Raw genomic sequence first — 21,936 nt, 5'->3', positions numbered from 1 at the left:
GAAACGCTTTCGGCATGCAGCGAAGTAGTGACATATTCTTTACCAGTTCCGGATTAGACAAGGAACGGGCCACTCCGCGTGGTGAGTAAAGAAAAGCAGGACAGGCGATCTGAAATGACAATCGACATCACCCGCCGCGGCATCATGGGTATTTTCGCCGCCACCACCGTTGCGGCTGCCCCGGTTGCAGCCAATGCATTTGGAATTTTGCGCCGCTCTGGCGATTACAGGCGCATCAGCATGTATTCGCCGCGAACCGGCGAAAGCATCGACACCGTTTACTGGATCGACGGGAAATACATCCGCGACGCGCTGAATGAGATCAATTATTTCATGCGCGACTGGCGGACTGGCGAGGCGATCGGGATCGACCCGCGCAATCTCGACATCGCAACCGCCGCGCATCGTCTGCTGCAGACGAACGAACCTTACATGATGCTTTCCGGTTATCGTTCGCCGCGCACCAACGCGATGCTCCGCGCGCGTTCCTCTGGTGTCGCGAGAAACTCGCTTCACATGACCGGCAAGGCAGCTGATCTGCGCCTTAAGTCGCGTTCGGTTAACCAGATGTACAAGGCCGCAGCGGCCTGCCGTGCCGGCGGCGTTGGCAAATACTCGCGCTCGAATTTTGTGCATATGGACTGCGGACCGATCCGGACCTGGGGTTCTTAAACCTCAACGCGCCCGAAGCTAACGGCCCGCCTTTGGCGGGCCTTTGCATTTGGAGCGACCTTATCCGGTCCCGCGGAAGGATCGGCTGGCGGACTGCTTGTTGTTTTATGACTGTCAGTCAGTGCCGCCTGTGGCAAGCTCATCAATCACCTGCCGCCAAAGATCGGCAGGCTGCGCGCCGGAAACCACGTTTGCATCCCCGATGATAAAGGTCGGAACAGCCCGGATACCACGTTCTCTGGCATGTGCTTCGCGGGTCAGAACCTCGTCAATATCAGCATCGGTTCCCAAAAGACGCAGCACCATTTGCGAATCCATGCCCGCGCCCGCTGCAATCTCGGCAAGGGTCTGTTGGGCGGAAATATCTTTACCCTCGCGCCAATGGGCACGCATCAGGCCGGACATGACACGGCTTTGCGCCCCCTCGATCCCAGCCCAATGCATCAGGCGAAAGGCATTCAGCGTCGACGGAACGCGCTTGATCGCGGCCATATTGATCCACAGACCCAACCGCTCTGCGGCGCGTAAAACCGGTTCGTTGGCGGCGATGATTCCGGCCTCATCCTTGAAACGGGCCTTCATATAGTCGACGTGATTCATTCCGGATTCGGGCAGGTCGGGGTTCAGGCGAAACGGGTGCCAAGTCACCGAAAACGGATGCTCTGGTCGCGATTCTAGCGCCTGATCCAGCTCTGCTTTGCCGATGAGGCACCACGGGCATGTCGGGTCGGCAAATATATCCAGCGTCGTCATTTGGGCATCCTGTTTTCGGCATAACCCATGGCGGGTCTTGGGACCCAACACGTAGCGTTGAGATAATGTGGGAAACAGGGTGGCACAATGGTCACGCAGCACTGAGTGCGTGGCGACGCCGCGTGGTGGCCAACTGACCGCACGGGCCAAGGCCATCCAGATGCTCAAACCAAGCGAATAGCTGCGGGAAGGCGAGACCTCGCCACCCCCGCAACAAGATATCAGAGCAGCTTCAGATCCGAAGCAGATTCGCGACCGTCGCGGCCGGACTGAAGTTCAAAGCTGATCTTCTGGTTGTCCTGCAGACCGGTCAACCCGGCGCGCTCGACGGCAGAAATATGTACAAAAATATCCTTACCGCCATCATCGGGTGCAATGAAGCCGTAGCCTTTAGTGGTGTTGAACCATTTAACGGTGCCAGTGGCCATTCCGTTCTCTCCTTCAAGTTTCCCGGCGCGGATTTGCGACGGGCCGTGCAGCCCTTTCGATATTCCGGCTGCCCCGTGAAGGGAGGCGGTAGAAAGTCATGCTCACAGCCCAACCCTTGAAGTAAAGCTGCAAAAACGCAACCCAGAAACGCCGCCGAACTGTTTCGACAGCATTAATCTTTGATGACATCGGCGTATTTCAGCCCAAATCGGGCGGATTTGCCTCATTCCTAAGCTGCGAAATCGCCTCTTCCAGTGAGATACTGCGGCTTCCCTGCTGGTCTAGCCTGCGCATGGATACGGTACGCTCTTCGACCTCTTTCATGCCAATGGCCAGAATCACCGGCACTTTCGCGACGGAATGTTCCCTGACTTTATAGTTAATTTTCTCATTCCGTGTATCAGCCTCGGCGCGGATTCCGGCAGCGCTTAGGGCTGAGACGACGTCGTGCACATAGTCATCCGCATCCGACACGATAGAGGCAACAACCACCTGTCGCGGCGCAAGCCATAAGGGCAGTTTGCCGGCGAAGTTCTCGATCAGGATACCGATGAAGCGCTCAAACGATCCCAGCGTCGCACGGTGCAACATGACGGGGCGATGCTTGGCCCCGTCTTCGCCGATATAGCTGGCATCCAGCCGTTCGGGCAGAACGAAATCGACCTGATGCGTGCCGCATTGCCAATCGCGACCAATCGCGTCGGTCAGCACGAATTCCAGCTTTGGCCCGTAAAAAGCGCCCTCGCCCGGATTGATCTCGGGCTCGATCCCCGATGCCCGCGTCGCGGCCAGAAGTGCCGATTCCGCCTTGTCCCAGATTTCATCGGACCCGGCGCGCGTTTCCGGGCGCGTGGCGAATTTGACGCGGAAATCCTCAAATCCCAGATCACGGTAAACGCGCGTCAGGAATTCGATATAGCGGATCGTTTCGCTTTCGATCTGATCTTCGGTGCAGAAGATATGCGCGTCGTCCTGCGTAAAGCCGCGTACCCGCATGATCCCGTGCAGCGCGCCCGATGGCTCATACCGGTTGCACGATCCAAACTCGGCCATTCGCAGAGGCAGGTCGCGATAGGACTTCAGCCCGACATTGAATATCTGCACATGACACGGACAGTTCATCGGCTTCAGGGCATTGACCGTCTTGGTCTTGGCATGTTCTTCATCCACCTCGACGATGAACATGTGGTCCTGATAATTTTCCCAGTGACCGGATTCTTCCCACAGTTTACGGCTGACGACCTGCGGCGTGTTCACCTCGACATAGCCGCCTTCACGCTGGCGGCGACGCATGTAATCTTGCAGCGCGACATAGATGTTCCAGCCATTCGGGTGCCAGAATACCTGACCCGGCGCCTCTTCCTGCATGTGAAACAGGTCCATCTCACGGCCCAGCTTGCGGTGGTCGCGCTTGGCAGCCTCTTCCAGCATATGCAGATGGGCCTTCAGTTCGTCCTTGTTGCGGAAGGCCACGCCATAGATGCGCTGAAGCATGGGACGGCTGCTGTCACCCAGCCAATAGGCGCCGGCGACGTGGGTCAGTTTAAAAGCATCCGCAGGCAGTTGCCCCGTCGTCTGAAGATGCGGTCCGCGACACAGATCCTGCCAGTCACCATGCCAATACATGCGCAGGTCTTCGTCGCCGGGGATACGCTCGATCAGTTCGACCTTGAAGGGCTCGCCCCGCTCTTTGTAATAGGCGACGGCGCGGTCGCGGTCCCAAACCTCGGTGCGCACCGGCTCACGCGCATTGATGATCTGCTTCATCTTCGCCTCGATCTGGCCGAGGTCTTCGGGCGTAAAGGGTTCCTCACGGTCGAAATCGTAGAACCAGCCATAGTCGCGAACCGGGCCGATGGTGACCTTCACATCGGGCCAAATTTCCTGCACGGCACGGGCCATGACATGGGCGAAATCGTGGCGGATCAGTTCAAGTGCCGGGGCGTCGTCCTTCATCGTGTTGATGGCGATGCTGCCGCTGTCATTGATCGGCCATGCAAGGTCGATATGCCGCCCGTCGAGGCTGGCGGAGATGGCCTTCTTGGCAAGGCTGGGCGCAATGGATTGCGCGACCTCGGCGGCGGTGATCCCGGCGGGATAATCGCGCGAATTGCCATCGGGAAATGTAAGGGAAATCTGGCTCATAGCCGTCTCCTCGTCGGTTTGGCGCCCACGGAACGCCCGGTTGCGGGTTATGTCAGCCTGTTCAAATGCGACGGAAACACAGCTCTGTCAACCGTCCAGACTGTCCAGAGCCGCGATCCGTTCGGCATAAAGGGCTTCGGCATCTGCATTTGCCTCGGCCACACCCGGCAGTGAAAGCAGTCGGTTCATTTCGGCGCGCAGCTCTTTGCCGTAACGTTCGATGATCCGGCGGTCTTCGATCCGGGCGGCGGCGAATTTCGACCAATAGGCCTCATCCCACCGCTGCTTGGTGGTGTCGCCCACCGGCTCTGCCCCATTGCCGCGCAAGCCGCGCAGCAGGAAGGAGTCGATGGATTTGACCGGATAGTGATTGTACCACGCCCCGTCATGCGCAATCAGCCCAGGGGGGAAGTTGCGCAGATGGGTCCATATCTTGTCGTCATTGGCGATCGTCATGACCGCACCATCGCCGCGCATGACGGTAATGTCGCCCTGACCCCGATAGCCGACCGGGTGATGGTTCTGAATGCCGCGCCAGCGCCCCCTTCCCCGGCTGAGGCTTTTGACCGGCGCATTGGCCGCGCTGTCCGAAGGCAGGCGACGCACGAACTGTTCGGTAACGAGGCCCGGTTGCCAGCTTTCGCTGTCCGATGTGCCAAAGCTCAGCGCCGAGAGGGCGATCACATCGACCTTCGCGCCTGCAAGCGCCGTCAGGTCGCCGACGCGGCCTGTCCCCGTATCGACGAAAAGGAATTCATCCACATCAAGCGCCATCACCCAATCAGCATCATCAGTCCCGAATGCCTCGCGCATTTTTTCATAGGCGCGGCGCTGCGGACGCTCCCCCGGTGTCAGTTCATTGCGCAGGTGTTTTATCGCGCCATTCCCGGCAAGCGCATCCAGCAGCAGATCCGTGCCGTCGCTGCAATCATTGCTGGCGACATGGATCGCATCGAAGCCGAGAACGCGGTGATGGGCCACAAACTCCAGAACGAATGGCCCTTCATCCTTCACAGAGCTTAGCAAGACATGGCGCGTCATGTGATCCTTTCCAGCGAGGTGAGGCACAAAGACTGAACGGATAGCCTGCGACGCACAATATTGCCAGTCAGACAGCGCTTGCCGATGAGCCGGCAAAGGTCTATGCAAAATCATCCAAAAAAGGATGCTGATGATGTCGTCCCCGAAACCGACGGCCCCAAAATCCGTCGTTGCGCGCAGAATGCCGCTGCCTGAATTCGTCGCCATGCTTGCAGTCTTGTTTGCCACCGTGGCGTTTTCGATCGACGCGATGCTGCCGGCGCTTTCCGACATCGCGGAAGAGCTCAGCCCCGACAACCATAACCGTGCGCAGCTTGTGCTGATGTCCTTCATGGCCGGTATGGGTGTCGGGACCGCCTGCGTGGGGCCCATTTCCGATGCGATAGGCCGCAAGCCCGCCATTATGCTGGGTTCCACCCTGTATATTCTGGCGGCCGCCGGTGCGATCTTCGCCAACAGCCTGACGCTGCTGCTGGTTCTGCGCTTCTTTCAGGGCATGGGCGCATCCGGGCCGCGCATTGCTGGTACCGCCCTGATCCGTGACCTTTATGCCGGGCGAGAGATGGCCCGCATCACCAGCTTTGTCATGATGATTTTCATCATGATCCCCGCGCTGGCGCCGGCCCTGGGGGAATTGATCATGGATGCCGCAGGGACGTGGCGCGCCGTGTTCGTTGCCTTCATCCTGTTCGGCCTGATCGGCATCGCCTGGGTCTGGCTGCGCCAGCCAGAGACACTGCCCCCCGACCGCCGTGTTCCGCTAAGCCGCAAACGGCTGATGTTGTCGGCGCGCGAGATCCTCGGCAATCGTCAGGTCATGCTTTGTACGCTTGTTCTGACAATGGGTTTTGCGCAGATGTTTTCGCTGCTTGCCAGCTCTGAGCAACTTTTCGGCGACACCTATGGCCGCGCGGACAGCTTCACCAAATGGTTCGCCCTTATGGCGCTGCTGTCGGGGTTGGGAACCATCGCCAATGCGCGTTACGTCATGCGCTACGGCATGCGCCGCATCGCGCGGGCAGCCTATGCGATGCAGGTGGTGGCTGCGTCTCTGGGGCTGTTGCTGGTCGCAAGCGGGGCGTTGCACGGCGATGCCGCGTTCTATGGCTTCTTCATCTGGGCGGTCAGCATCTTCTTCATGGCCGGTGTGACCTTCGGCAATCTCAACGCACTGGCGATGCAGAACATGCCGCATCTGGCGGGCATGACGGCCAGCATTGTCGCGGCACTTTCCGCGCTTGGTGCCGTACTTGTCGCAATTCCGGTCGGGCTGGCCTTTGACGGGACACCTACACCGATCATGCTGGCCGCGCTTGCCTGCTCTGGCACCGCATGGCTTCTGATGGCGAAGCTGCGCGATTAGGCCTGTCAGTCCAGTCCAAACCTGTCAGGCCGGCACAGAATTTCGGCATTGGCGGCAGTTCGCGCCCGCGTCACCAATCCGATCCCGGCAGATCGCGCCGCCGCGACCGCCGCAGTCGTAGGCGCGGACAGAGCGATCAGAACCGGGACCCCCATCGCCGCAGTTTTCTGCACCAGATCGACAGATATCCGGCTGGTCATGATCGCAGCGCCATGCGCGAAAAGCGCGGTCTGACCGCCACGGATCAACGAACCCGCCAGCTTGTCCAAAGCATTATGCCGTCCGACATCCTCGCGCAGCGCAACCAGCCCTTCGCCGGGAACATAAAAGCCTGCACCATGCGTTGCACCTGTGGCATCGCGCAGCGCTTGACCGTCACTCATCGCCACAATGGCCGTGTCCAGGTCGCTCGCCGTTATGACACAATCGCCCGTGACCGGCTCCAGAACTCGCATTGCCGCCTCAAGGGTTTCCACACCGCACAGCCCACAGCCGACTGGCCCGACTGTCCTGCGCCGCCGTGCGATAAAGCGCTGCCCGGCATCGGGCTTCAGCCAGATTCGCAGATCAATGCCAAGCGCCGTCTTCTCTGGCGTGACCGCTTCGATTTCATTTGGATCGGCAATACCTTCAGTCAGAGAGAAGCCATAGGCAAAATCTTCCAGGTCATCGGGCGTGCCCATCAGCACTGCATGCGTCGTGCCGTCATAGCTGACGGCTATCGCTGCCTCTTCGGCGAGCGAGACCCCTATCGCCTCCCCTGTTGCAAGGCGCCGCGCGGCGGCAGTGCTGGAACTCAACTCATGATCTCCGGGTTGGCATGTTTTGAATGAAACCTTTCCGCCAAGCGAGGTCAAGCCACCCGCTCAACTTGTTGATGCGCCGTGAAAAGCTTCCTCTTCAGACTCATTTTCCGACATATCTGCCGCAATTCAGATCGCCCAAAGAGTTGTGCTGCCATCAAAGATAGTCTCTGCCTGAGCCAGAAGAGGTATAGAGAAGATTAGCATGGTGATGATCGACTGGCCGAAAGGCTGTCTCCATGTCTGCGCAATCGGACTGTGAGAAGGGTGTGTATCTTGAAACTTCCTGTGACTGGCCATTGCCAACTGTCGATCACCACGTCCAACAAGCCAAAGCGCCGCGCAACCTGCTTAGCGCACTATATAATCAGGTTCTTTCGCCCGCCAGTTTGCAGTTCTTCGACGGTAGACAGCCCCATGAGTTGAAGCGTTATCTGCACCTCCTGGCGCAGTAGCTGGAACAACCTGTCCACACCCGATTGCCCCTCAGCAGCGACGGCCCACGCAAAGGGCCGACCCAGCAGAACAAAATCTGCACCTAAGGCGAGTGCCTTCACGATGTCGGATCCGCGCCTGAAGCCACTGTCAACATAAAGAATGGGCCCTGAACCGAGGGCATCCCTGATTTCGGCTATGCGCGAAACGGTCGATGTACCATGGTCGAGCTGCCGCCCCCCATGATTGGAAAGCACGACACCCTCCGCGCCGCATTCTATCGCGCGTCTGGCATCTTCAGGGTCGCTGATGCCTTTGACGATTAACTCGCCCGCCCACTGCTGCCGAAGATCGCTAACCAAATTCCAGGTCAGGTTTTTTTCCAAGCGCGACGAAAGCTGCGTCGCCTGGGCAAGGGCACCTTTGCCAAACTGCGCATCATCGCGGACGATATCCACCTGCGGCATACCGCGCCGCAGAATGTTCAGCGACCACCCTGGCTTACGCGCAAATTGCCAGATCAACCCCGGAGTCAGCCGGTCGACGCTTCGGAACCCGTTTCTGACGTCGCGCTCTCGGATCGAGGTAATCGCGGTGTCCACCGTCAGGAATATGCGCCTGACGCCAACCGCTCGGCAAAGCTCCAGCCGCGCAGCATTTATGTCGGGGTCCCGGTCCAGATAAAGCTGAAAATCCGGCACTTTGCCCGCAGCATTTGCGATCGCCTCAAGACCGTTGATGGAAAAAGTCGAAAGCACAAATGGCACGCCAGCCGCCGCCGCACCTTGCGCAATCGCTATATCGCCATCGCGCCGGTAAAGCCCCTGAAATCCGACCGGCCCCGGCCCGCATGGAAGCGCATAACGACTTTCCCCAACAGCGACCGAGAGATCGGGCGTTCCGAGCGGCCTCAGGACCCTTTGTCGCAGAGCGATGCGTTCGAAATCTGCACTATTGCGGTGCATGGTCGTTTCGGAAAATGCACCGCCATCAATATAGTCCGCGAAAATGCGCGGTAACCTGCGACGCGCGGCGCGGGCGAAATCCTCGACATTGACATATCGCCGTTCCAGCCTGCTCATCGCGGGGCGACCTCATCGAAAAAATCGGTAAAAATATCTCGGCCAGACAGGGGGCGCGAGCCGGCGGACAGCGCGACGAACATCGCAATGGCCGAAGAGGTTGGGTTGTGCCGAGCGCTATTGGCGCGAAGATTCATCACCAGGGTGGGCGAGAGGAAAAGGCCAATCCGGATGACGTCTTCCCAATCCTCGGGCAGCATGTCGCGGCGTCGAAGCTCTGCCAGCCAGCCTTTCCAATAGTGCCGCGCCTTCACCTCAAGCAGCCGCTTGCGGACAGGACCGGGCGACCAATCGGTTTCGATCGCCAGCCTGCCCCCTGAAAAAGCGGCATGTGCACTATACCGTTCGGCCGCCAGCTCGGGGTTATAAAGCCAGAAGGGATGGGCAAAGATATTGTGGAAGGTAGATTTAACCTCTGCCAGAAGCGAGGGAACCTTGTCACCCGCGAAGGCAGGATCGAAGAATGCCAACCGGTCAGCCTCCCGCCCCGCCTCATACCAGACATTCGCGTTATGGGCATCGCCATGTGCCACAATCCCACCCGCATCCGCCAGCTGATCGGGCGCATAGCGGGCATGTGCCAGGTCGATCATTTCGCCAAAGCTGCGTGTATACTCCAGCCCGTTCAGCACCGGCCGTGCGTCACGAAACGCCGGCCAATCGAGCGTCACGCCACCGGGAAACTCGAAAGTTTTGCCAACATAGAAGCGCGCAAGCCGACCGCCGGGATACTGCCCCGTTTCCGGGTCGATCAGACGTTCGTGGAACAGGCGGTGGATCGGCTCTGCACGCGAACCCTGCGGCGAAATTGGGCGCAGGCTGACAATGGCACTGTAGAGCAGCCGGTCATTAAGTTCGGCCTCCGCCGCAGCTGCCCGATGCATCGCCGCCGGATCAGGCAGTTGATCCAGATCGAAAAGCACATCGGAAAATCGCGGCTCTTGCCGGCGCCTGTAAACCAGTACCTGTTCACCGGGAAGCGTTGACATATGCACCGGCTGATCGACGGGCAGTCCCGCGCGTGAAAGGATATCGGCGCGATAATATTCACCCCGCATCGCCTCCTCTCCCTCTTCCTGATGGAACTTGAAGAAGAACCTGTCGTCACCGGAATCGAAGAAGCCGTTAAGCGAGTTGAGCGAATATTGATCGCGATTGATCCGCAGGTCCGAAACCGGGATATCGAACAGCTCGGCGATCAGTTTTTCCAGCATTGACTCTGCCGATGCAGGATCGTGCTGCGCGGTTGCGCGTATTTGGGCGGTGCGTGAGGGGGATGCCAATCTAGGCCTCCCCGCAGCAAATGATTGTTTTCAGACCCTCAGCCGTGCCGACAATCAAGCGCTCATAGGCCGACGGCACATCATGCAACGTGATTTCCTCACCTATAAAATCGTCGAGCGCATCTGACAGATCAGCCAGCAGGGATGTGGCATCACGCAAATCCTCATCCGTGAAGGCATGGCAGCCAAGCAAGGAAATCTCTCGCTCGACCAAATAGACGGGGTCTATTACCGGCTTTGGCTTCCCTATTCCCACAAGCGCCAACCTGCCCGCGCCCGACAGGGAAGACAGAAGGGACGAGATGACTGCGTCACTGCCAGTCGTATCGACCGCAAATCGCTGCGCCAAAGCGGCATGGTCGGCAAGCCGGACGATCTGTGCTCCGGTCGTATCAGCCACCAACCGTGCGCGCCCTTCGTTCCTGTCCGCCACCAGCACAACATGACCGTCGCGCGATGCCAGCAAGGCGATAAGGCCGCCTATCGGACCGCAGCCAGCAATCAGCAGGGTCGCATCTTTTGGCAGTGCAAGGCGGCGCAACGCGTGAAGTGCCACCGCCAAAGGTTCGGCCATCGCCAGGTGCCGATCAGCGACGCCTTCTGGCGCGGGCAGCACGTTCCGCGCAGGCACCGTGACCAATTCCGCGAAACCGCCATCCATAACCTCGCCCAGAAAACCCAAGTGCCGGCAAACCTGTCCGAGACCGGCGCGGCATTCAGGGCATTCGCCGCAGATCACTCGGCTGTCCAGAACCACTTTCTGGCCGGGCGTGACGCTGCTGACACCTGCACCAATGGCGGTGACCGTGCCGCAAAATTCGTGGCCAGCGACTGACGGTGCGCGGGTGATCCACGCGCCCGTCGAAAAATTGTGGAGGTCTGAGCCGCAGATACCAGCGGACGCCACCGCGATTGTGACCTGCCCGATGCCGGGGGCAGAGGGGGCTGCGATATCTTCAACGCGCAGGTCACGAATGCCATGAAGTCTGACCGCCCGCATGTCCTATCCCTTCAGATAGCTCTGGCGCAAATCGCTGACCGCGATTGCATGTGACGAAAAGCCCTCATACTCGGCAAGGGTGCGTGCAGCATCGGCCAAGACTGGATAGCCTTTTTGCGTAACATATCCGATGGAGCTACGGCGCATGAAATCATTCACCGAAAGCGGACCATAGGTCGCCGCCCCCATCGAGGTCGGCAGGACAGCATTGGGGCCAAGCGCAAAGTTCGCGATGGACACCGGCGTATGCGGACCCAACAGAATTTCCGCGGCTTCTGTAATCTCACCCAGATATTCAAACGGCCGGGTCGAGAGGATTTCCAGATGCTCCGGCGCGTATTCATTCACAAAAGCACAGGCATCGTCCATGTCATTTGCCACAACGACACCGCCCGAAGGGCCTGACAGAACCTTTTGCGAAAACTCTGCCCGCTGCGGCGTCATGCGTGACCACAGATCCGGCAATGCTGAAAGGGCCTCTTCAGCGACGCGCTCTGAAGATGTGACAAGCCATGCTGAACTGTCCGGCCCATGTTCTGCCTCTATCAGCAAATCCATAGCGGCGAGCGCGCCCGACACCGTTTCATCGGCAAGAATGATGCTTTCGGACGGCCCAGCAGGAAGCCCCGGATCAATCACACCCGCCAAAAGACGCTTGGCCGCCACCACCCACGGGCTGCCTGGACCGACGATCTTTCGGGCCTTCTGAACGGTGTCGGTCCCATAAGCGACAGCCGCGACTGCCTGCGCACCGCCGACCTTATAGACCGTTTCCACCCCGGCCAGCCGCGCTGCCACCAAGGTCGCGGCATCGACCGCGCCATCGGGTCCGGGCGGCGTCACGATTGCAAGATTCGGGACGCCAGCCACGACGCCCGGCACGGATGTCATCATGGTCACAGACGGGAATGACCCCTTGCCGCGCGGGACATACAGTGCAACCGAATTGATCGGTGTGAAGCGGTCGCCTGCGAATGCGCCGGGCCTGACCTCTTTCAGCCACATCGGTTCCGGCTTCTGTTCTTCGTGGAAGGACCGGATATTGCCGATGCCAAAGCGGATTGCATCAACGACTTTCGGATCGACCTGATCGAAGGCCCGATCGAAATCGGCATCCGTCACCTTCAGATCACCTGGTGTCAGCCCGTCGGCCTTGTCGAATTCGCGACCGAGCCGCGCAAGCGCTTCATCCCCTTCTTTCTTTACGGCATCGAGGATCGGCTGAACCCGTTCCAGAAAGTATGAAAGGTCGGTTTCGGAGCGTCGGACAAGCGCCTTCCGAGCGGCCGGTTCCAGCGATGCAAGGCGTTGCAGGTTGACCTTCGCCATATCCTATCCTTCCGGGTTCATTTAGATTTGAGAAAAATTTCCAGCCCGACCAACCGGTCCAGTAGCCAGACCGCAATCAGCGCCAGCAGCACAAAGACCGACGAAATGGCGGCGAGGTCCGGCGTGATGATTGAACGAATATTGTTGTAGATCTGCACGGGCAGCGTCACAGTCCGCGCATCTGTCAGCAACAGGCTGACAAGGAATTCGGTCATTGCCAGCACGAACATCAGCAGCCCGCCCGTGATGACGCCGGGCATGACGCCGGGCAAGGTGACATGAAAGAACGTCTCTACCCGCCCTGCCCCGCAATTGGCCGCCGCAAGCTCCAGGTCCGGGTCCAGCGACGCGGCAGAGGATGAAACAGACCAGATAATGAAAGGCAGGTTAATGACCGCGCAGGCCACGCCAACCGGCCAGACATTTCCAAGAATACCCCAACCCCCAAACACCAGCATCATGCCGATGCCGGACCCGATCAGCGGAATGGTAAAGGGCAGCAGCAGATAGACCTGAAGCGCATTCGAAAACCGCAGGCGATAGCGTGTCAGCGCGATACCCGCCAGAGTGCCGATTGGCACCGATACCAGCAGGCAGATGAAAGAGACCAGCAGGGATCGCCAGAAGGCCTGACGCAACTCCCTCGCCATAGCGATTTTCTCATACCATTGCAGCGAAAAGCCTTCGGGCGGGAATGCGATGATATTACCCTGCGTGAAAGACGCGCCAACGACGATGATCGTCGGCAATGTCAGGATCAACAGACAGAACAGAACGATCAGACGGAACAGAAATCTTTGCGTCGGGCTGATCATTTGCGCGCACCCATCCCCATCGTCCCTGCGCCAAACAGCCCGATAACGATCGCGACCAGAACCGAGCCGAGCAGCACCAGAAGCATGGCAAGTGCGGCACCCAACCCCTGATCCGCAGTCCTGAAGAACTGGTCATAGATCGCGTTGGCAATAAAATCCTGCGACCCGCCGCCCAGCATCGCGGGCATGGCGAAATCGGTCAGCGAAAGGGTGCCCACAACCACTCCGGCGCCCACCAGACCGGGCTTGGCCATCGGCAGAACCACATGCCACAGGCTGCGCCACCAGTTCGCACCCAAAGAGCTTGCCGCCGTCTCGATCTCTTGCGGGATCCCCGTCAGCGCGGGCGCAAGCATCAGCACGGCAAAGGGCAGCATATATTGCACCAGCCCGAACACGACCGCCGGAAAGTTGAACAAAAGCCGCAGCGGCTCTACCCCGATCAGACCAAGTGCCTCATTCGCCATACCATTGCTGCCCAGCAGGATCAGCATTCCATAGGCCCTGACAACCTGTCCGATGAAGAACGGCAGAAACAGCGCGACCAGCAAAAGCTTGCGTGTCAGTGCGCTGCGCGTGCGTACAAGGATATAGGCGAAGGGGAAGGCAAGGATCAGCGTAAAAACAACGGTCAACAACGCACCAAGGCCGGAGCGCCAGAATATCCGCCAATAGGTCGCACTGTCGGCAATCGTCGCGTAGTTTTCAAACGTATACGCTTCCGACGGCAGAAAGGTGCTGCGATCAAGGACGTGCAATGAACTGTCGGCGATCACCACCAGTCCCAGAACGAGTATGCCAACCAGCAAGATTGCGGGCAAAAGCAACACCCAGCCAGTCCATGCCGAGAAACGGCGCGGCCAGATGATATCCAGCACCGCCTCTGCGGCATCCATCAGACGCCAACGCAGGGGGTATCTGAATTTCTCATCCCGATTTTCAGCCATTCCGATTGCCCCTGATGCAGGCAGCAGGCCGGGCGGTAATTCCGCCCGGCCTGCCAGGTCAGCCCTGCATGATTTCCTTGAACTTCGCGAACCAGTCGCTTTCGTTTTCGACCTGAACAAGCGACGAGATACGGATGAGATCTTCGAAATCCTCTGGCTCGGTCGGATAGGACGGATCCCCCGCCAGCCCCTCGGGCGGGGTCAGACCGGGCACAACCCCCGGAAGCCCCAACCCGTCAAGCCAGACCTGCTGGGCCTCGGGCGAGATCGCAAAGTTGATATATTGCTTGGCCCAGTAGAGTTCGTTTTCGGGAAGACCTTTCGGTATCCACAGCCCGTCCGTGTCGAACTTGCACCCCTCTTCCGGGACAGTCCAGGCAATATCGATGCCGTTGCTGCGCGCGGCAAGGGCGTTGGTCGAGATCGTGCAGGCGGCGTCAATCTCTCCATTCTGGAACCATGTGGTGAAATCCGGGTCTTCACCAAGCAGCGGGTCCTGTTCCTTGATCTGCGATATGAAATCCCAGCAGGGCTGCATATCGTCCGGGATGCCGTCAAGCGAACCACCGCCCGCAACCTGCGCCGGGAAGTGAAAGCCGATCCCGTCATTATAAAGTGCGATCCTTCCCTTGAATATGGGGTCCAGCAGGTCTTTCCAAGACGTCGGCGGACCGTCGGGAAAGGCCTCGGGGCGGTAGGCCAGAACGTAGACGTAACCATAAGTGTTCACGATCGGGAAACCATCAAGGCCCACGGGTTTGGCCAGATCTGTCGTATTCGACAGGTTGGACAGGTCCGACAGGTCTTCGGTTACACCGCGCAAAGCCGACTTGGTGGCGTTTGTCGTCGTGTCCCAGTTGATATGGATGGGCGGCGTTCGGTTCTGGGCAACCGCCGCCCAGATCTTCGGCTGAATCTCGTTATCCTCGGTCAGATCATGGACAACCTGAATTCCTGTCGCCTCGGTGAAAGGGTCAGAGACACCGCGCTTCAGCGACTCCACCCATTCGCCGCCCCATGCCCGAACGATGATCTGCGCGGGCTTTTCAGGCTCCTGCGCAAAAAGGCGGGTGGCGGGAAATGCCGACAAAGCCATCGCACCGCTGCTGGCGACGCCTGCACGCAACATCGCGCGGCGATTGATCAGATATTTCATGGTCATTCTCCCTGTCGTGGTTGGTTGCGGACATTTTGCGTCCGGTCGAATATCTTCATGTCACGCGCGTTCCACGCGATTGAGGCGGTTTGGCCAATCTCGAAAAGGTCAAGATTGTCAGGATCGTGGTGATAGATACGGAAAAGCGTGTCGGGCATTTCGGGAACCGAAACGATATAGAGCAGCCGCTCGCCTTCAAAAATAACATCCTCAACACGTCCCGTGAGGCAAACATCATAGGCGCTGAGCGTTTCGGGTAAGGCAGCAATCCGGATCTGCTCGGCACGGATCACAGCGTGCGCATCACGACCCGGCTGAATGCCCGCCTCCACCGCGCCGGACAGTTTCAGCCCCTGCACTTCGATCCCGTCAGAGGTCGCGCGGCCGTCGAGATGTGTCGAAACACCCAGGAAGCCCGCAACAAAGGTGTTCTCAGGATCACGATACATCGTGGCTGGCTTCGCCTGCTGCTGGATGCGCCCACCATCCATGACGATAATATCGTCCGAGACGACAAGCGCCTCTCTCTGGTCATGGGTGACATTGATGGTCGTCACGCCAAGCTCATGCTGGATGCGGCGGAATTCCAGCTGCATTTCTTCCCGCAGCTTCCGGTCAAGCGCCGCCAAAGGTTCGTCCAGCAGCAGAAGCTCCGGTTCGAACACAAGTGCGCGCGCAATGGCGACACGCTGTTGCTGGCCGCCAGACAGTTCGTGCACGCGCCGGTCGCGATAGCCGCGAAGGCGCACCAGATCAAGAAACTGGTCAACGCGTGACGGGATGGTCGATGGGTTGAATCGCCGCATCTTGAGCGGGAAGGCCACATTCTCAGCCGCTGTCATATGCGGGAACAAGGCGAGCTTTTGAAACACCATCCCGACAGAGCGCCGATGTGGCGGCATCGCATCCACCGGCTTGCCGCCAATCGCTATTTCGCCGCTGGTCGGTTTCTGAAATCCAGCGATCATACGCAGCAGCGTTGTCTTACCCGATCCCGACGGTCCAAGGATCGTCAGAAACCGCCCCTCTTCCAGATCAAAGCTGGCGCGGTCAACGGCCAGAACGCCATTGCCGAAGTCCATGCTGACGTCGCGCACCTGCACCGCCGGGTGGTCCTGCGCGTCAGTTTGCTTGGCCGGTTTCACGTTCATTCGTCAGTCCACTAAGTCCAATATCCATTGATCCGGCAGCATCTAAACGCGGCGCTTTGCGGATGTATAGAGCCGGATGGCGGGCGCATGAACCCGCGTCCCGTCATCTAGATTGACGCCAGATATCCGCCATCCACAACAAGACACTGGCCCGTCATATAGGCAGATGCCGGCGCCCCCAGAAAAAGCGCAGCACCTTGCAGATCTTCCAGCTTCCCCAAGCGTCCCATCGGGACCTTGCCCGTCATCTCGCTGACCCACTCCTCATCCTGATAAAACACATCCGTCAGCCCGGTGCGGAAATAGCCCGGTGCAATCGCGTTCACACGGATACCCATCGGCGCCCACTCTGCCGCGAGCGCGCGCGTCACGCCGAGAATGCCGGACTTTGATGCGGTATAGGGTGTCGCGGTGGGCACCCCCACGAACGAGGTCAGCGAGGCTATGTTGATGATTGCGCCCGATCCGCGCTTTGCCATACCAGCCGCAACCACACTTGCCACGAAGAAGGCACCTTTCAGGTTGGTATCGACGATTTTGTCCCACAGCGCCTCATCCACGTCGGCAGAGGGGCGCACGTCTTCTATACCAGCATTGTTAACCAGAACATCAACCGGCCCAAGATCGCCTAAAGTCTTGCGGATCTGGTCTATATCGCGCTGATCGCAGGCGATTTTCTGGGCGTTTCGACCAAGATCAGCTATTTCGGCAGCGGCGTCGTCCAACGCATTGGCGTCGCGGGCGGTCAAGATGAGATCGGCGCCGGCCTTGGCAAATCCCATAGCCAGCGACCGACCGATCCCACGACTGGCACCTGTCACGAGTACACGTTTGCCCGTGTAAGACATCTGGGACTTCAGCCAGTTTTCCACGTCATTCGTCATGGGCAACCCATTTGCAGACATGTCTATACATATTGGTGCCACTATTAACCTGCTGCGTCAATCGCGGCTATCGCTGACGGAACCGTTAAAAAGGATAGCTCGCGTGACTGCGCACTTCTCAGTCAGCAAAATATGTATATACTTATTCAGACTGATTTTGGGGGACGATCATGGCTAAGACATTGAGACCGGGAGAAGTCGGGCTGGATATGCTTGCTTCCATATACTGGAAACAGACGCCGGCACGGTTGGATGCGGGCGCAAAGAAAGCCATCACCGCATCGGCGAAACGAATTGCCGAGGTCGCGGCAGGCGATCAGGCAGTCTACGGGATCAACACCGGTTTCGGAAAGCTGGCCTCGATCCGGATTGCCGCAGATGATGTGGCGACGCTTCAGCGCAATCTGATCCTGTCGCATTGCTGCGGCGTCGGAGAGCCGCTGTCGCCGGAAGTGACGCGCCTTGTCATGGCGCTGAAGCTGCTTTCGCTGGGCCGGGGTGCGTCAGGTGTCCGGCCAGAGCTGATTGAGCTGCTGGAGCAGATGCTTGAAAAGGGCGTGTTGCCTGTGATCCCGGAAAAGGGTTCTGTCGGCGCATCCGGTGATCTGGCCCCACTTGCCCACATGGCCGCCGCGATGATCGGTGAGGGCGAAGCGGTATTCGAAGGCCGGACGCTTCCGTCTGCCGACGCTCTGGCAAGCGCGGGGCTTGCACCTTGTCAACTGTCCGCGAAAGAGGGGCTGGCGCTGATCAACGGCACGCAGGTTTCCACGGCACTTGCGCTTGCCGGCCTGTTTCGTGCCATGCGCGCGTTTCAGGCTTCCGTCGTCACCGGCGCGCTTTCAACGGATGCGGCAATGGGTTCGACCGCCCCATTTGCCGCCGAAATCCACGGCCTGCGCGGGCATCAGGGCCAGATTGATGTGGCAGCGACATTGTCGCTGTTGCTAGAGGGATCTGAAATCCGCAGCAGCCATGCCGAAAATGATGAGCGTGTGCAGGACCCCTATTGCCTGCGTTGTCATCCACAGGTCGGTGGCGCCTGCCTTGATCTGTTGCGGCAATGCGCCCGCACGCTGGAGATTGAGGCGAACGCGGCCACCGATAATCCGCTGGTGCTGTCGGATGGCAGCGTCGTGTCCGGCGGAAACTTCCACGCCGAGCCGGTCGCCTTTGCCGCCGATCAGATCGCACTGGCCGTGGCGGAGATCGGGGCAATCGCGCAGCGCCGTATTGCCTTGCTGGTCGATCCGGCGTTGAGCTTTGGCCTGCCGGGATTCCTGACGCCCAAGCCGGGGCTGAACTCTGGCCTGATGATCGCGGAAGTCACCTCTGCCGCATTGATGAGCGAGAACAAGCAGCTTGCGCATCCCGCCAGCATCGATTCAACGCCGACATCCGCCAATCAGGAAGATCACGTTTCGATGGCCTGCCACGGTGCAAGACGACTTCTGCAAATGACCGAAAATCTTTTCAGCATCATCGGGATAGAGGCAATTTCTGCAGCGCAGGGCATCGCCATGCGTCGTCCGTTGTCCACTTCCCCGGCGCTGTCATCGGTCGTCGAACGGCTGCGGCAGGATGTGGCGGAACTGCAGGAAGATCGCTACATGGCACCGGACCTGGACGTCGCTGCCCGGCTGGTAAGCTCTGGCGAGTTAGCGGCGGCAGCAAATGTCAGACTGCCGGGGCTTGAGCCGGGCTGAGCACAGGTCACGGTGCGAATTCGGCGATCAATTGATGGGCCTCTCCGGGGTATAGCAATCTGACATGGGTGACCCAGTCGTGATCCATGCGGGTCTTGCGCAACACCTCCAGACAGGCCCTGCCCGACGGGATCGACAGCTTCTGCGCATCTGCGCCGCGGGCATTCACCGCACGCACACGGTGGCTGGCGGCTGTCCACGGCATGGAGCGCAAAAGCCACTGCCCAGGCACGATGGCGGCAAAATCCTGCCCGATCGAGGCGGGCACAATATCGGGATCTATGATCCGCAGCTCGTGACAGAACGGCACCCCCTGCGCAAAATGCAACCCCTCAACGAGCATGAAGCCCCGACCATCCAGTTCCGGTGGCATATCGAGCATGTTGCGGACCGTTTTGGTTGGCACACGCATCACTGCGCTTAACAAACGCCAGCGATACTCCAACCCCTGTGCGGTTACCTCACGCTCTATATCACCGATTTCCATGACCGCCGATTGAGCGCGGGATTGAGCGACGAAGGTGCCGCTTCGCTTTCGGCGGATCAGAAACCCTTCAGCGGTCAGCTGCGTCAGCGCCTTGTTCATCGTCATGCGCGACACGCCATAGCTTTCTGCCAGTTCCGTCTCTTTCGTGAGCTGATGACCGGGCGGCCATTCGCCATCGACGATCTTGCGGCGCATATCCTCGGTAATGCGGGAATGATGGGTTTCATTCGGTCTGACTGAAGGCATTCTGTCCTCATCACGGCAGTCCGCGGCAATGCGGGCGGCCCGCCCGACAGAGTTCGGACCGGCCCCTTTATGTATAGACATAGCGAAGCCAGAGTCCAACGATACACGGTGTTGCGCCCTGCCCCGACAAGCCCGACCATCGCGCCAAAGTGCGTTGAGAGGTGACCTTGATGACCGAAGCACCGCCGAAACGGACAGATCAGGCACAGTGCCGCCCCGCGATAGCAAAGGCTACCGCGAGCCGAACTTCGGGACGTTTTTCATGGTTTCAGTCAGTCCGCGCTTGTTTTGCAAGGCCGACCGCGTCGTAAGCTCAGCATAGCAACGAAAATCGTCTGCATTAAAATGCGGATATCAGTTTACCGCATTTTTATGCGACGCAGCAACGAATCGCGGCAAGGTTACCCAATGATTGGCATCGCTCTGACGCGCCGCCAAACCCGGCCTCATCCCACCGATCGGATCGTATCACCCGGCATTATATGAGGGGAAAGCGCCAGCTTTCCATTGTCAGGACGCGGCTCCTTGCCCGCCACAATTCTTGCCGCGCGACGCCCGATTTCAACCCTGCGGGCATCCGTGGTCGTCAGGCGCACTGGCAGCCCCTCCAGCAGGTCGACACCATTGAACCCGGCAAGGCCAAGTTGGCCGGGAATGTCGTATCCTTTTTCAAGACACCAGATCAGTCCGCCCGCGCCTATCATGTCGTTAGAGTAGTACAGAAAGTCCAGATCTGGTTGACGCTGCAATATCCGTTCGGTCAGTTCGCGGCCTTTCGAAAGCGAAGAGCCGCCCTGATAGAACTCCCGCGCGGCAAGCGTAACACCGGCTGCGTTCAACGCCGCCTCAAACCCCTCAAGCCGCTTCTTTGCCCTGTGATCTTCCGGCATATGCGTTCCGATGAAACCGATCTTGCGATATCCTGCCGCCAGGATTTCCTCCGCCATCTGCCGGCCGGCTTGCCTGTGGCTGATGCCGACGGCTGAATCGATTATCTGATCGCCATCGACATCCATGATCTCGATCACCGGAACCGAAACCGCATCCAGCATCGCGCGCGCGGCCAGATTATGTTCCAGCCCGGCCAGAATCACGCCCGAGGGCCGCCAGGACAGCATGTCGTAAAGAACAGCCTCCTCACGCGACAAGGAATAATTCGTCACCCCTATGACCGGCTGATACGGCGTATCGTCAAGCTCTGCCGAAATCCCCGTCAGCACATCGGGAAAGACAAGGTTGGACAGCGACGGAATAACCACGGCCACAAGGTTGACCTGCTGGCTGGCCAGACCGCCAGCAATCTTGTTGGGAACGTAACCAAGCGCTTTGGCCGCAGTCAGCACCTTTTCGCGCGTCGCAGCAGAAACATCTCCTCGATTCCGCAACACGCGGCTTACGGTCATCTCCGATACGCCTGATGCTTCAGACACATCCCGAAGTGTCAGAGGACGGCGTTTGTTGCGGTGCGGCATGTTTTGTAACCTGTACAGTTTGCTTGAGTTAGCGCATGACAGCCCATCAGGGCAAGCACCTTGCCAAATCAGGCCAAGACCGGCACAAGAGACGCGTCGGCCCCGTGGCTCAACTGGATAGAGCAGCCCCCTCCTAAGGGGCAGGTTGCAGGTTCAAATCCTGCCGGGGTCGCCAAAAAATCAAGTAAATACAGTTTTTTGCGCTGACATTTCTAAACGGCCTTGCAACATCGTACGGGATTTTCCGGCTTTTGTACGGGAACATGTAAAGAACACCGGTACAAAACCCATACAGCCCGGTCCGGCATCTGGAGAATTCCGACGATACAGTGAAACAAAAACCCCTGCCCGGCGGCAACCGGAACAGGGATCAAAACAAAAACAAAAGCGCTCAGCTTTCTTTGTGAGAATAGCACCAGGTACGGCCGCGACGCAACAATCGGATTGTTTCGCGCACTTCGCACAAGGGTGCTGCCATGACACGGCATTGCCTATCGTCCGCGAGAACGGGATCGCAGATTTGAGGACTACGACATGGTCCTCTTGGCGGCGGCAGAGGGATTGGGGCTGGCAATGCTTCGACTTCCAACCGCTGCACACTGGGCAAAAAACACGGTCTCGTCGGCTTGCCCGTCACCGCTATGGCCAACAAGTCTGCATATCATCTGGTGATACGGGCAAACGAAGCACGGCCTGAAGTCCTCCTGGCCGGCAGACAACTTTCAGAATTGTGCGCG

General features: G+C 59.0%; 19 protein-coding genes and 1 tRNA gene. 4 read left to right on the top strand and 16 right to left on the bottom strand.

Translation table 11 applies throughout. The annotated features are described in order from the left end of the window. Positions 1-114 precede the first annotated feature (114 nt). Positions 115-672 (top strand): peptidoglycan L,D-endopeptidase MepK, encoded by a 558-nt coding sequence (mepK, locus tag PAF20_RS05030; RefSeq protein WP_271072631.1) that lies wholly within the window; start codon positions 115-117, stop codon positions 670-672. Positions 673-786: 114 nt separating this feature from the next. Here the strand turns inward: mepK and PAF20_RS05025 are convergent, their stop codons facing one another. The 4 genes from PAF20_RS05025 to PAF20_RS05010 all read right to left on the bottom strand — a co-directional run bounded on the left by PAF20_RS05025 (position 787) and on the right by PAF20_RS05010 (position 5,040). Continuing rightward, positions 787-1,425: a DsbA family oxidoreductase gene (locus PAF20_RS05025; protein ID WP_271072630.1), complete on the bottom strand. Its 639-nt coding sequence runs from the start codon at positions 1,423-1,425 to the stop codon at positions 787-789. A gap of 221 nt (positions 1,426-1,646) precedes the next feature. Beyond that, positions 1,647-1,853: a cold-shock protein gene (locus PAF20_RS05020; RefSeq protein ID WP_271072629.1), complete on the bottom strand. Its 207-nt coding sequence runs from the start codon at positions 1,851-1,853 to the stop codon at positions 1,647-1,649. A gap of 199 nt (positions 1,854-2,052) precedes the next feature. After that, positions 2,053-3,999 (bottom strand): threonine--tRNA ligase, encoded by a 1,947-nt coding sequence (gene thrS, locus PAF20_RS05015; RefSeq protein ID WP_271072628.1) that lies wholly within the window; start codon positions 3,997-3,999, stop codon positions 2,053-2,055. 87 nt (positions 4,000-4,086) lie between these two features. Beyond that, positions 4,087-5,040 carry a glycosyltransferase family 2 protein gene (locus tag PAF20_RS05010; protein ID WP_271072627.1) on the bottom strand — a complete coding sequence of 318 codons (954 nt, stop codon included), beginning with the start codon at positions 5,038-5,040 and terminating at the stop codon, positions 4,087-4,089. Between the two features lie 133 nt (positions 5,041-5,173). On the opposite strand from PAF20_RS05010, the gene PAF20_RS05005 reads away from it, so the two are divergent. Further along, the gene (locus PAF20_RS05005) at positions 5,174-6,403 is read left to right on the top strand and encodes a multidrug effflux MFS transporter (protein WP_271072626.1); all 1,230 of its coding nucleotides are present in this window, start codon (positions 5,174-5,176) and stop codon (positions 6,401-6,403) included. Between the two features lie 5 nt (positions 6,404-6,408). Here the strand turns inward: PAF20_RS05005 and fdhD are convergent, their stop codons facing one another. The 10 genes from fdhD to PAF20_RS04955 all read right to left on the bottom strand — a co-directional run bounded on the left by fdhD (position 6,409) and on the right by PAF20_RS04955 (position 17,288). Next, the gene (fdhD, locus tag PAF20_RS05000; protein ID WP_271072625.1) at positions 6,409-7,203 is read right to left on the bottom strand and encodes a formate dehydrogenase accessory sulfurtransferase FdhD; all 795 of its coding nucleotides are present in this window, start codon (positions 7,201-7,203) and stop codon (positions 6,409-6,411) included. Between the two features lie 362 nt (positions 7,204-7,565). Continuing rightward, entirely contained in the window at positions 7,566-8,723 is a 1,158-nt protein-coding gene (locus tag PAF20_RS04995) for an alpha-hydroxy acid oxidase (protein WP_271072624.1), read from the bottom strand. Continuing rightward, positions 8,720-10,006: a hypothetical protein gene (locus PAF20_RS04990; RefSeq protein WP_271072623.1), complete on the bottom strand. Its 1,287-nt coding sequence runs from the start codon at positions 10,004-10,006 to the stop codon at positions 8,720-8,722. The genes PAF20_RS04995 and PAF20_RS04990 overlap by 4 nt, the downstream gene beginning before the upstream one ends. A gap of 1 nt (position 10,007) precedes the next feature. Further along, on the bottom strand, positions 10,008-11,006 hold the full coding sequence (locus PAF20_RS04985; protein WP_271072622.1) for a zinc-dependent alcohol dehydrogenase: 999 nt from the start codon (positions 11,004-11,006) through the stop codon (positions 10,008-10,010). A 3-nt stretch (positions 11,007-11,009) separates the two neighbouring features. Then, complete coding sequence (gene hisD, locus PAF20_RS04980) at positions 11,010-12,335, bottom strand: histidinol dehydrogenase (protein ID WP_271072621.1); 1,326 nt, start codon at positions 12,333-12,335, stop codon at positions 11,010-11,012. 17 nt (positions 12,336-12,352) lie between these two features. Next, positions 12,353-13,150, bottom strand: a complete 798-nt coding sequence (locus PAF20_RS04975; protein ID WP_271072620.1) for an ABC transporter permease — start codon at positions 13,148-13,150, stop codon at positions 12,353-12,355. Further along, positions 13,147-14,097, bottom strand: coding sequence for an ABC transporter permease (locus PAF20_RS04970; protein ID WP_271072619.1), 951 nt, complete (start codon positions 14,095-14,097; stop codon positions 13,147-13,149). Before PAF20_RS04970 ends, PAF20_RS04975 begins: the two co-directional genes overlap by 4 nt. Before the next feature lie 58 nt (positions 14,098-14,155). Next, complete coding sequence (locus PAF20_RS04965; protein ID WP_271072618.1) at positions 14,156-15,253, bottom strand: ABC transporter substrate-binding protein; 1,098 nt, start codon at positions 15,251-15,253, stop codon at positions 14,156-14,158. Positions 15,254-15,255: 2 nt separating this feature from the next. Further along, positions 15,256-16,404 carry an ABC transporter ATP-binding protein gene (locus PAF20_RS04960; RefSeq protein WP_271072617.1) on the bottom strand — a complete coding sequence of 383 codons (1,149 nt, stop codon included), beginning with the start codon at positions 16,402-16,404 and terminating at the stop codon, positions 15,256-15,258. A 107-nt stretch (positions 16,405-16,511) separates the two neighbouring features. Then, positions 16,512-17,288 carry an SDR family NAD(P)-dependent oxidoreductase gene (locus PAF20_RS04955; protein ID WP_271072616.1) on the bottom strand — a complete coding sequence of 259 codons (777 nt, stop codon included), beginning with the start codon at positions 17,286-17,288 and terminating at the stop codon, positions 16,512-16,514. A 170-nt stretch (positions 17,289-17,458) separates the two neighbouring features. Here PAF20_RS04955 and hutH point away from each other — a divergent pair, with 170 nt between their 5' ends. Next, entirely contained in the window at positions 17,459-18,994 is a 1,536-nt protein-coding gene (hutH, locus tag PAF20_RS04950) for a histidine ammonia-lyase (RefSeq protein WP_271072615.1), read from the top strand. Positions 18,995-19,001: 7 nt separating this feature from the next. Here the strand turns inward: hutH and hutC are convergent, their stop codons facing one another. Beyond that, entirely contained in the window at positions 19,002-19,727 is a 726-nt protein-coding gene (gene hutC, locus PAF20_RS04945) for a histidine utilization transcriptional repressor HutC (protein ID WP_271072614.1), read from the bottom strand. 446 nt (positions 19,728-20,173) lie between these two features. After that, positions 20,174-21,199 carry a LacI family DNA-binding transcriptional regulator gene (locus PAF20_RS04940; protein ID WP_271072613.1) on the bottom strand — a complete coding sequence of 342 codons (1,026 nt, stop codon included), beginning with the start codon at positions 21,197-21,199 and terminating at the stop codon, positions 20,174-20,176. Between the two features lie 98 nt (positions 21,200-21,297). Here PAF20_RS04940 and PAF20_RS04935 point away from each other — a divergent pair. Further along, positions 21,298-21,374, top strand: a tRNA-Arg gene (locus PAF20_RS04935). The last annotated feature ends 562 nt before the right edge of the window (positions 21,375-21,936 follow it).

The organism is Paracoccus albus, from assembly GCF_027913035.1.
Classification (GTDB): domain Bacteria; phylum Pseudomonadota; class Alphaproteobacteria; order Rhodobacterales; family Rhodobacteraceae; genus Paracoccus; species Paracoccus albus.
This window is presented reverse-complemented; position numbering and strand designations above follow the sequence as displayed.

Coding starts and splice junctions, on each gene's coding strand:
- mepK (WP_271072631.1), top strand. CDS start 115: ATGACAATCGACATCACCCGCCGCGGCATCATGGGTATTTTCGCCGCC.
- PAF20_RS05025 (WP_271072630.1), bottom strand. CDS start 1,425: ATGACGACGCTGGATATATTTGCCGACCCGACATGCCCGTGGTGCCTC.
- PAF20_RS05020 (WP_271072629.1), bottom strand. CDS start 1,853: ATGGCCACTGGCACCGTTAAATGGTTCAACACCACTAAAGGCTACGGC.
- thrS (WP_271072628.1), bottom strand. CDS start 3,999: ATGAGCCAGATTTCCCTTACATTTCCCGATGGCAATTCGCGCGATTAT.
- PAF20_RS05010 (WP_271072627.1), bottom strand. CDS start 5,040: ATGACGCGCCATGTCTTGCTAAGCTCTGTGAAGGATGAAGGGCCATTC.
- PAF20_RS05005 (WP_271072626.1), top strand. CDS start 5,174: ATGTCGTCCCCGAAACCGACGGCCCCAAAATCCGTCGTTGCGCGCAGA.
- PAF20_RS04995 (WP_271072624.1), bottom strand. CDS start 8,723: ATGAGCAGGCTGGAACGGCGATATGTCAATGTCGAGGATTTCGCCCGC.
- PAF20_RS04985 (WP_271072622.1), bottom strand. CDS start 11,006: ATGCGGGCGGTCAGACTTCATGGCATTCGTGACCTGCGCGTTGAAGAT.
- hisD (WP_271072621.1), bottom strand. CDS start 12,335: ATGGCGAAGGTCAACCTGCAACGCCTTGCATCGCTGGAACCGGCCGCT.
- PAF20_RS04975 (WP_271072620.1), bottom strand. CDS start 13,150: ATGATCAGCCCGACGCAAAGATTTCTGTTCCGTCTGATCGTTCTGTTC.
- PAF20_RS04970 (WP_271072619.1), bottom strand. CDS start 14,097: ATGGCTGAAAATCGGGATGAGAAATTCAGATACCCCCTGCGTTGGCGT.
- PAF20_RS04965 (WP_271072618.1), bottom strand. CDS start 15,253: ATGAAATATCTGATCAATCGCCGCGCGATGTTGCGTGCAGGCGTCGCC.
- PAF20_RS04960 (WP_271072617.1), bottom strand. CDS start 16,404: ATGAACGTGAAACCGGCCAAGCAAACTGACGCGCAGGACCACCCGGCG.
- PAF20_RS04955 (WP_271072616.1), bottom strand. CDS start 17,288: ATGACGAATGACGTGGAAAACTGGCTGAAGTCCCAGATGTCTTACACG.
- hutH (WP_271072615.1), top strand. CDS start 17,459: ATGGCTAAGACATTGAGACCGGGAGAAGTCGGGCTGGATATGCTTGCT.
- hutC (WP_271072614.1), bottom strand. CDS start 19,727: ATGCCTTCAGTCAGACCGAATGAAACCCATCATTCCCGCATTACCGAG.
- PAF20_RS04940 (WP_271072613.1), bottom strand. CDS start 21,199: ATGCCGCACCGCAACAAACGCCGTCCTCTGACACTTCGGGATGTGTCT.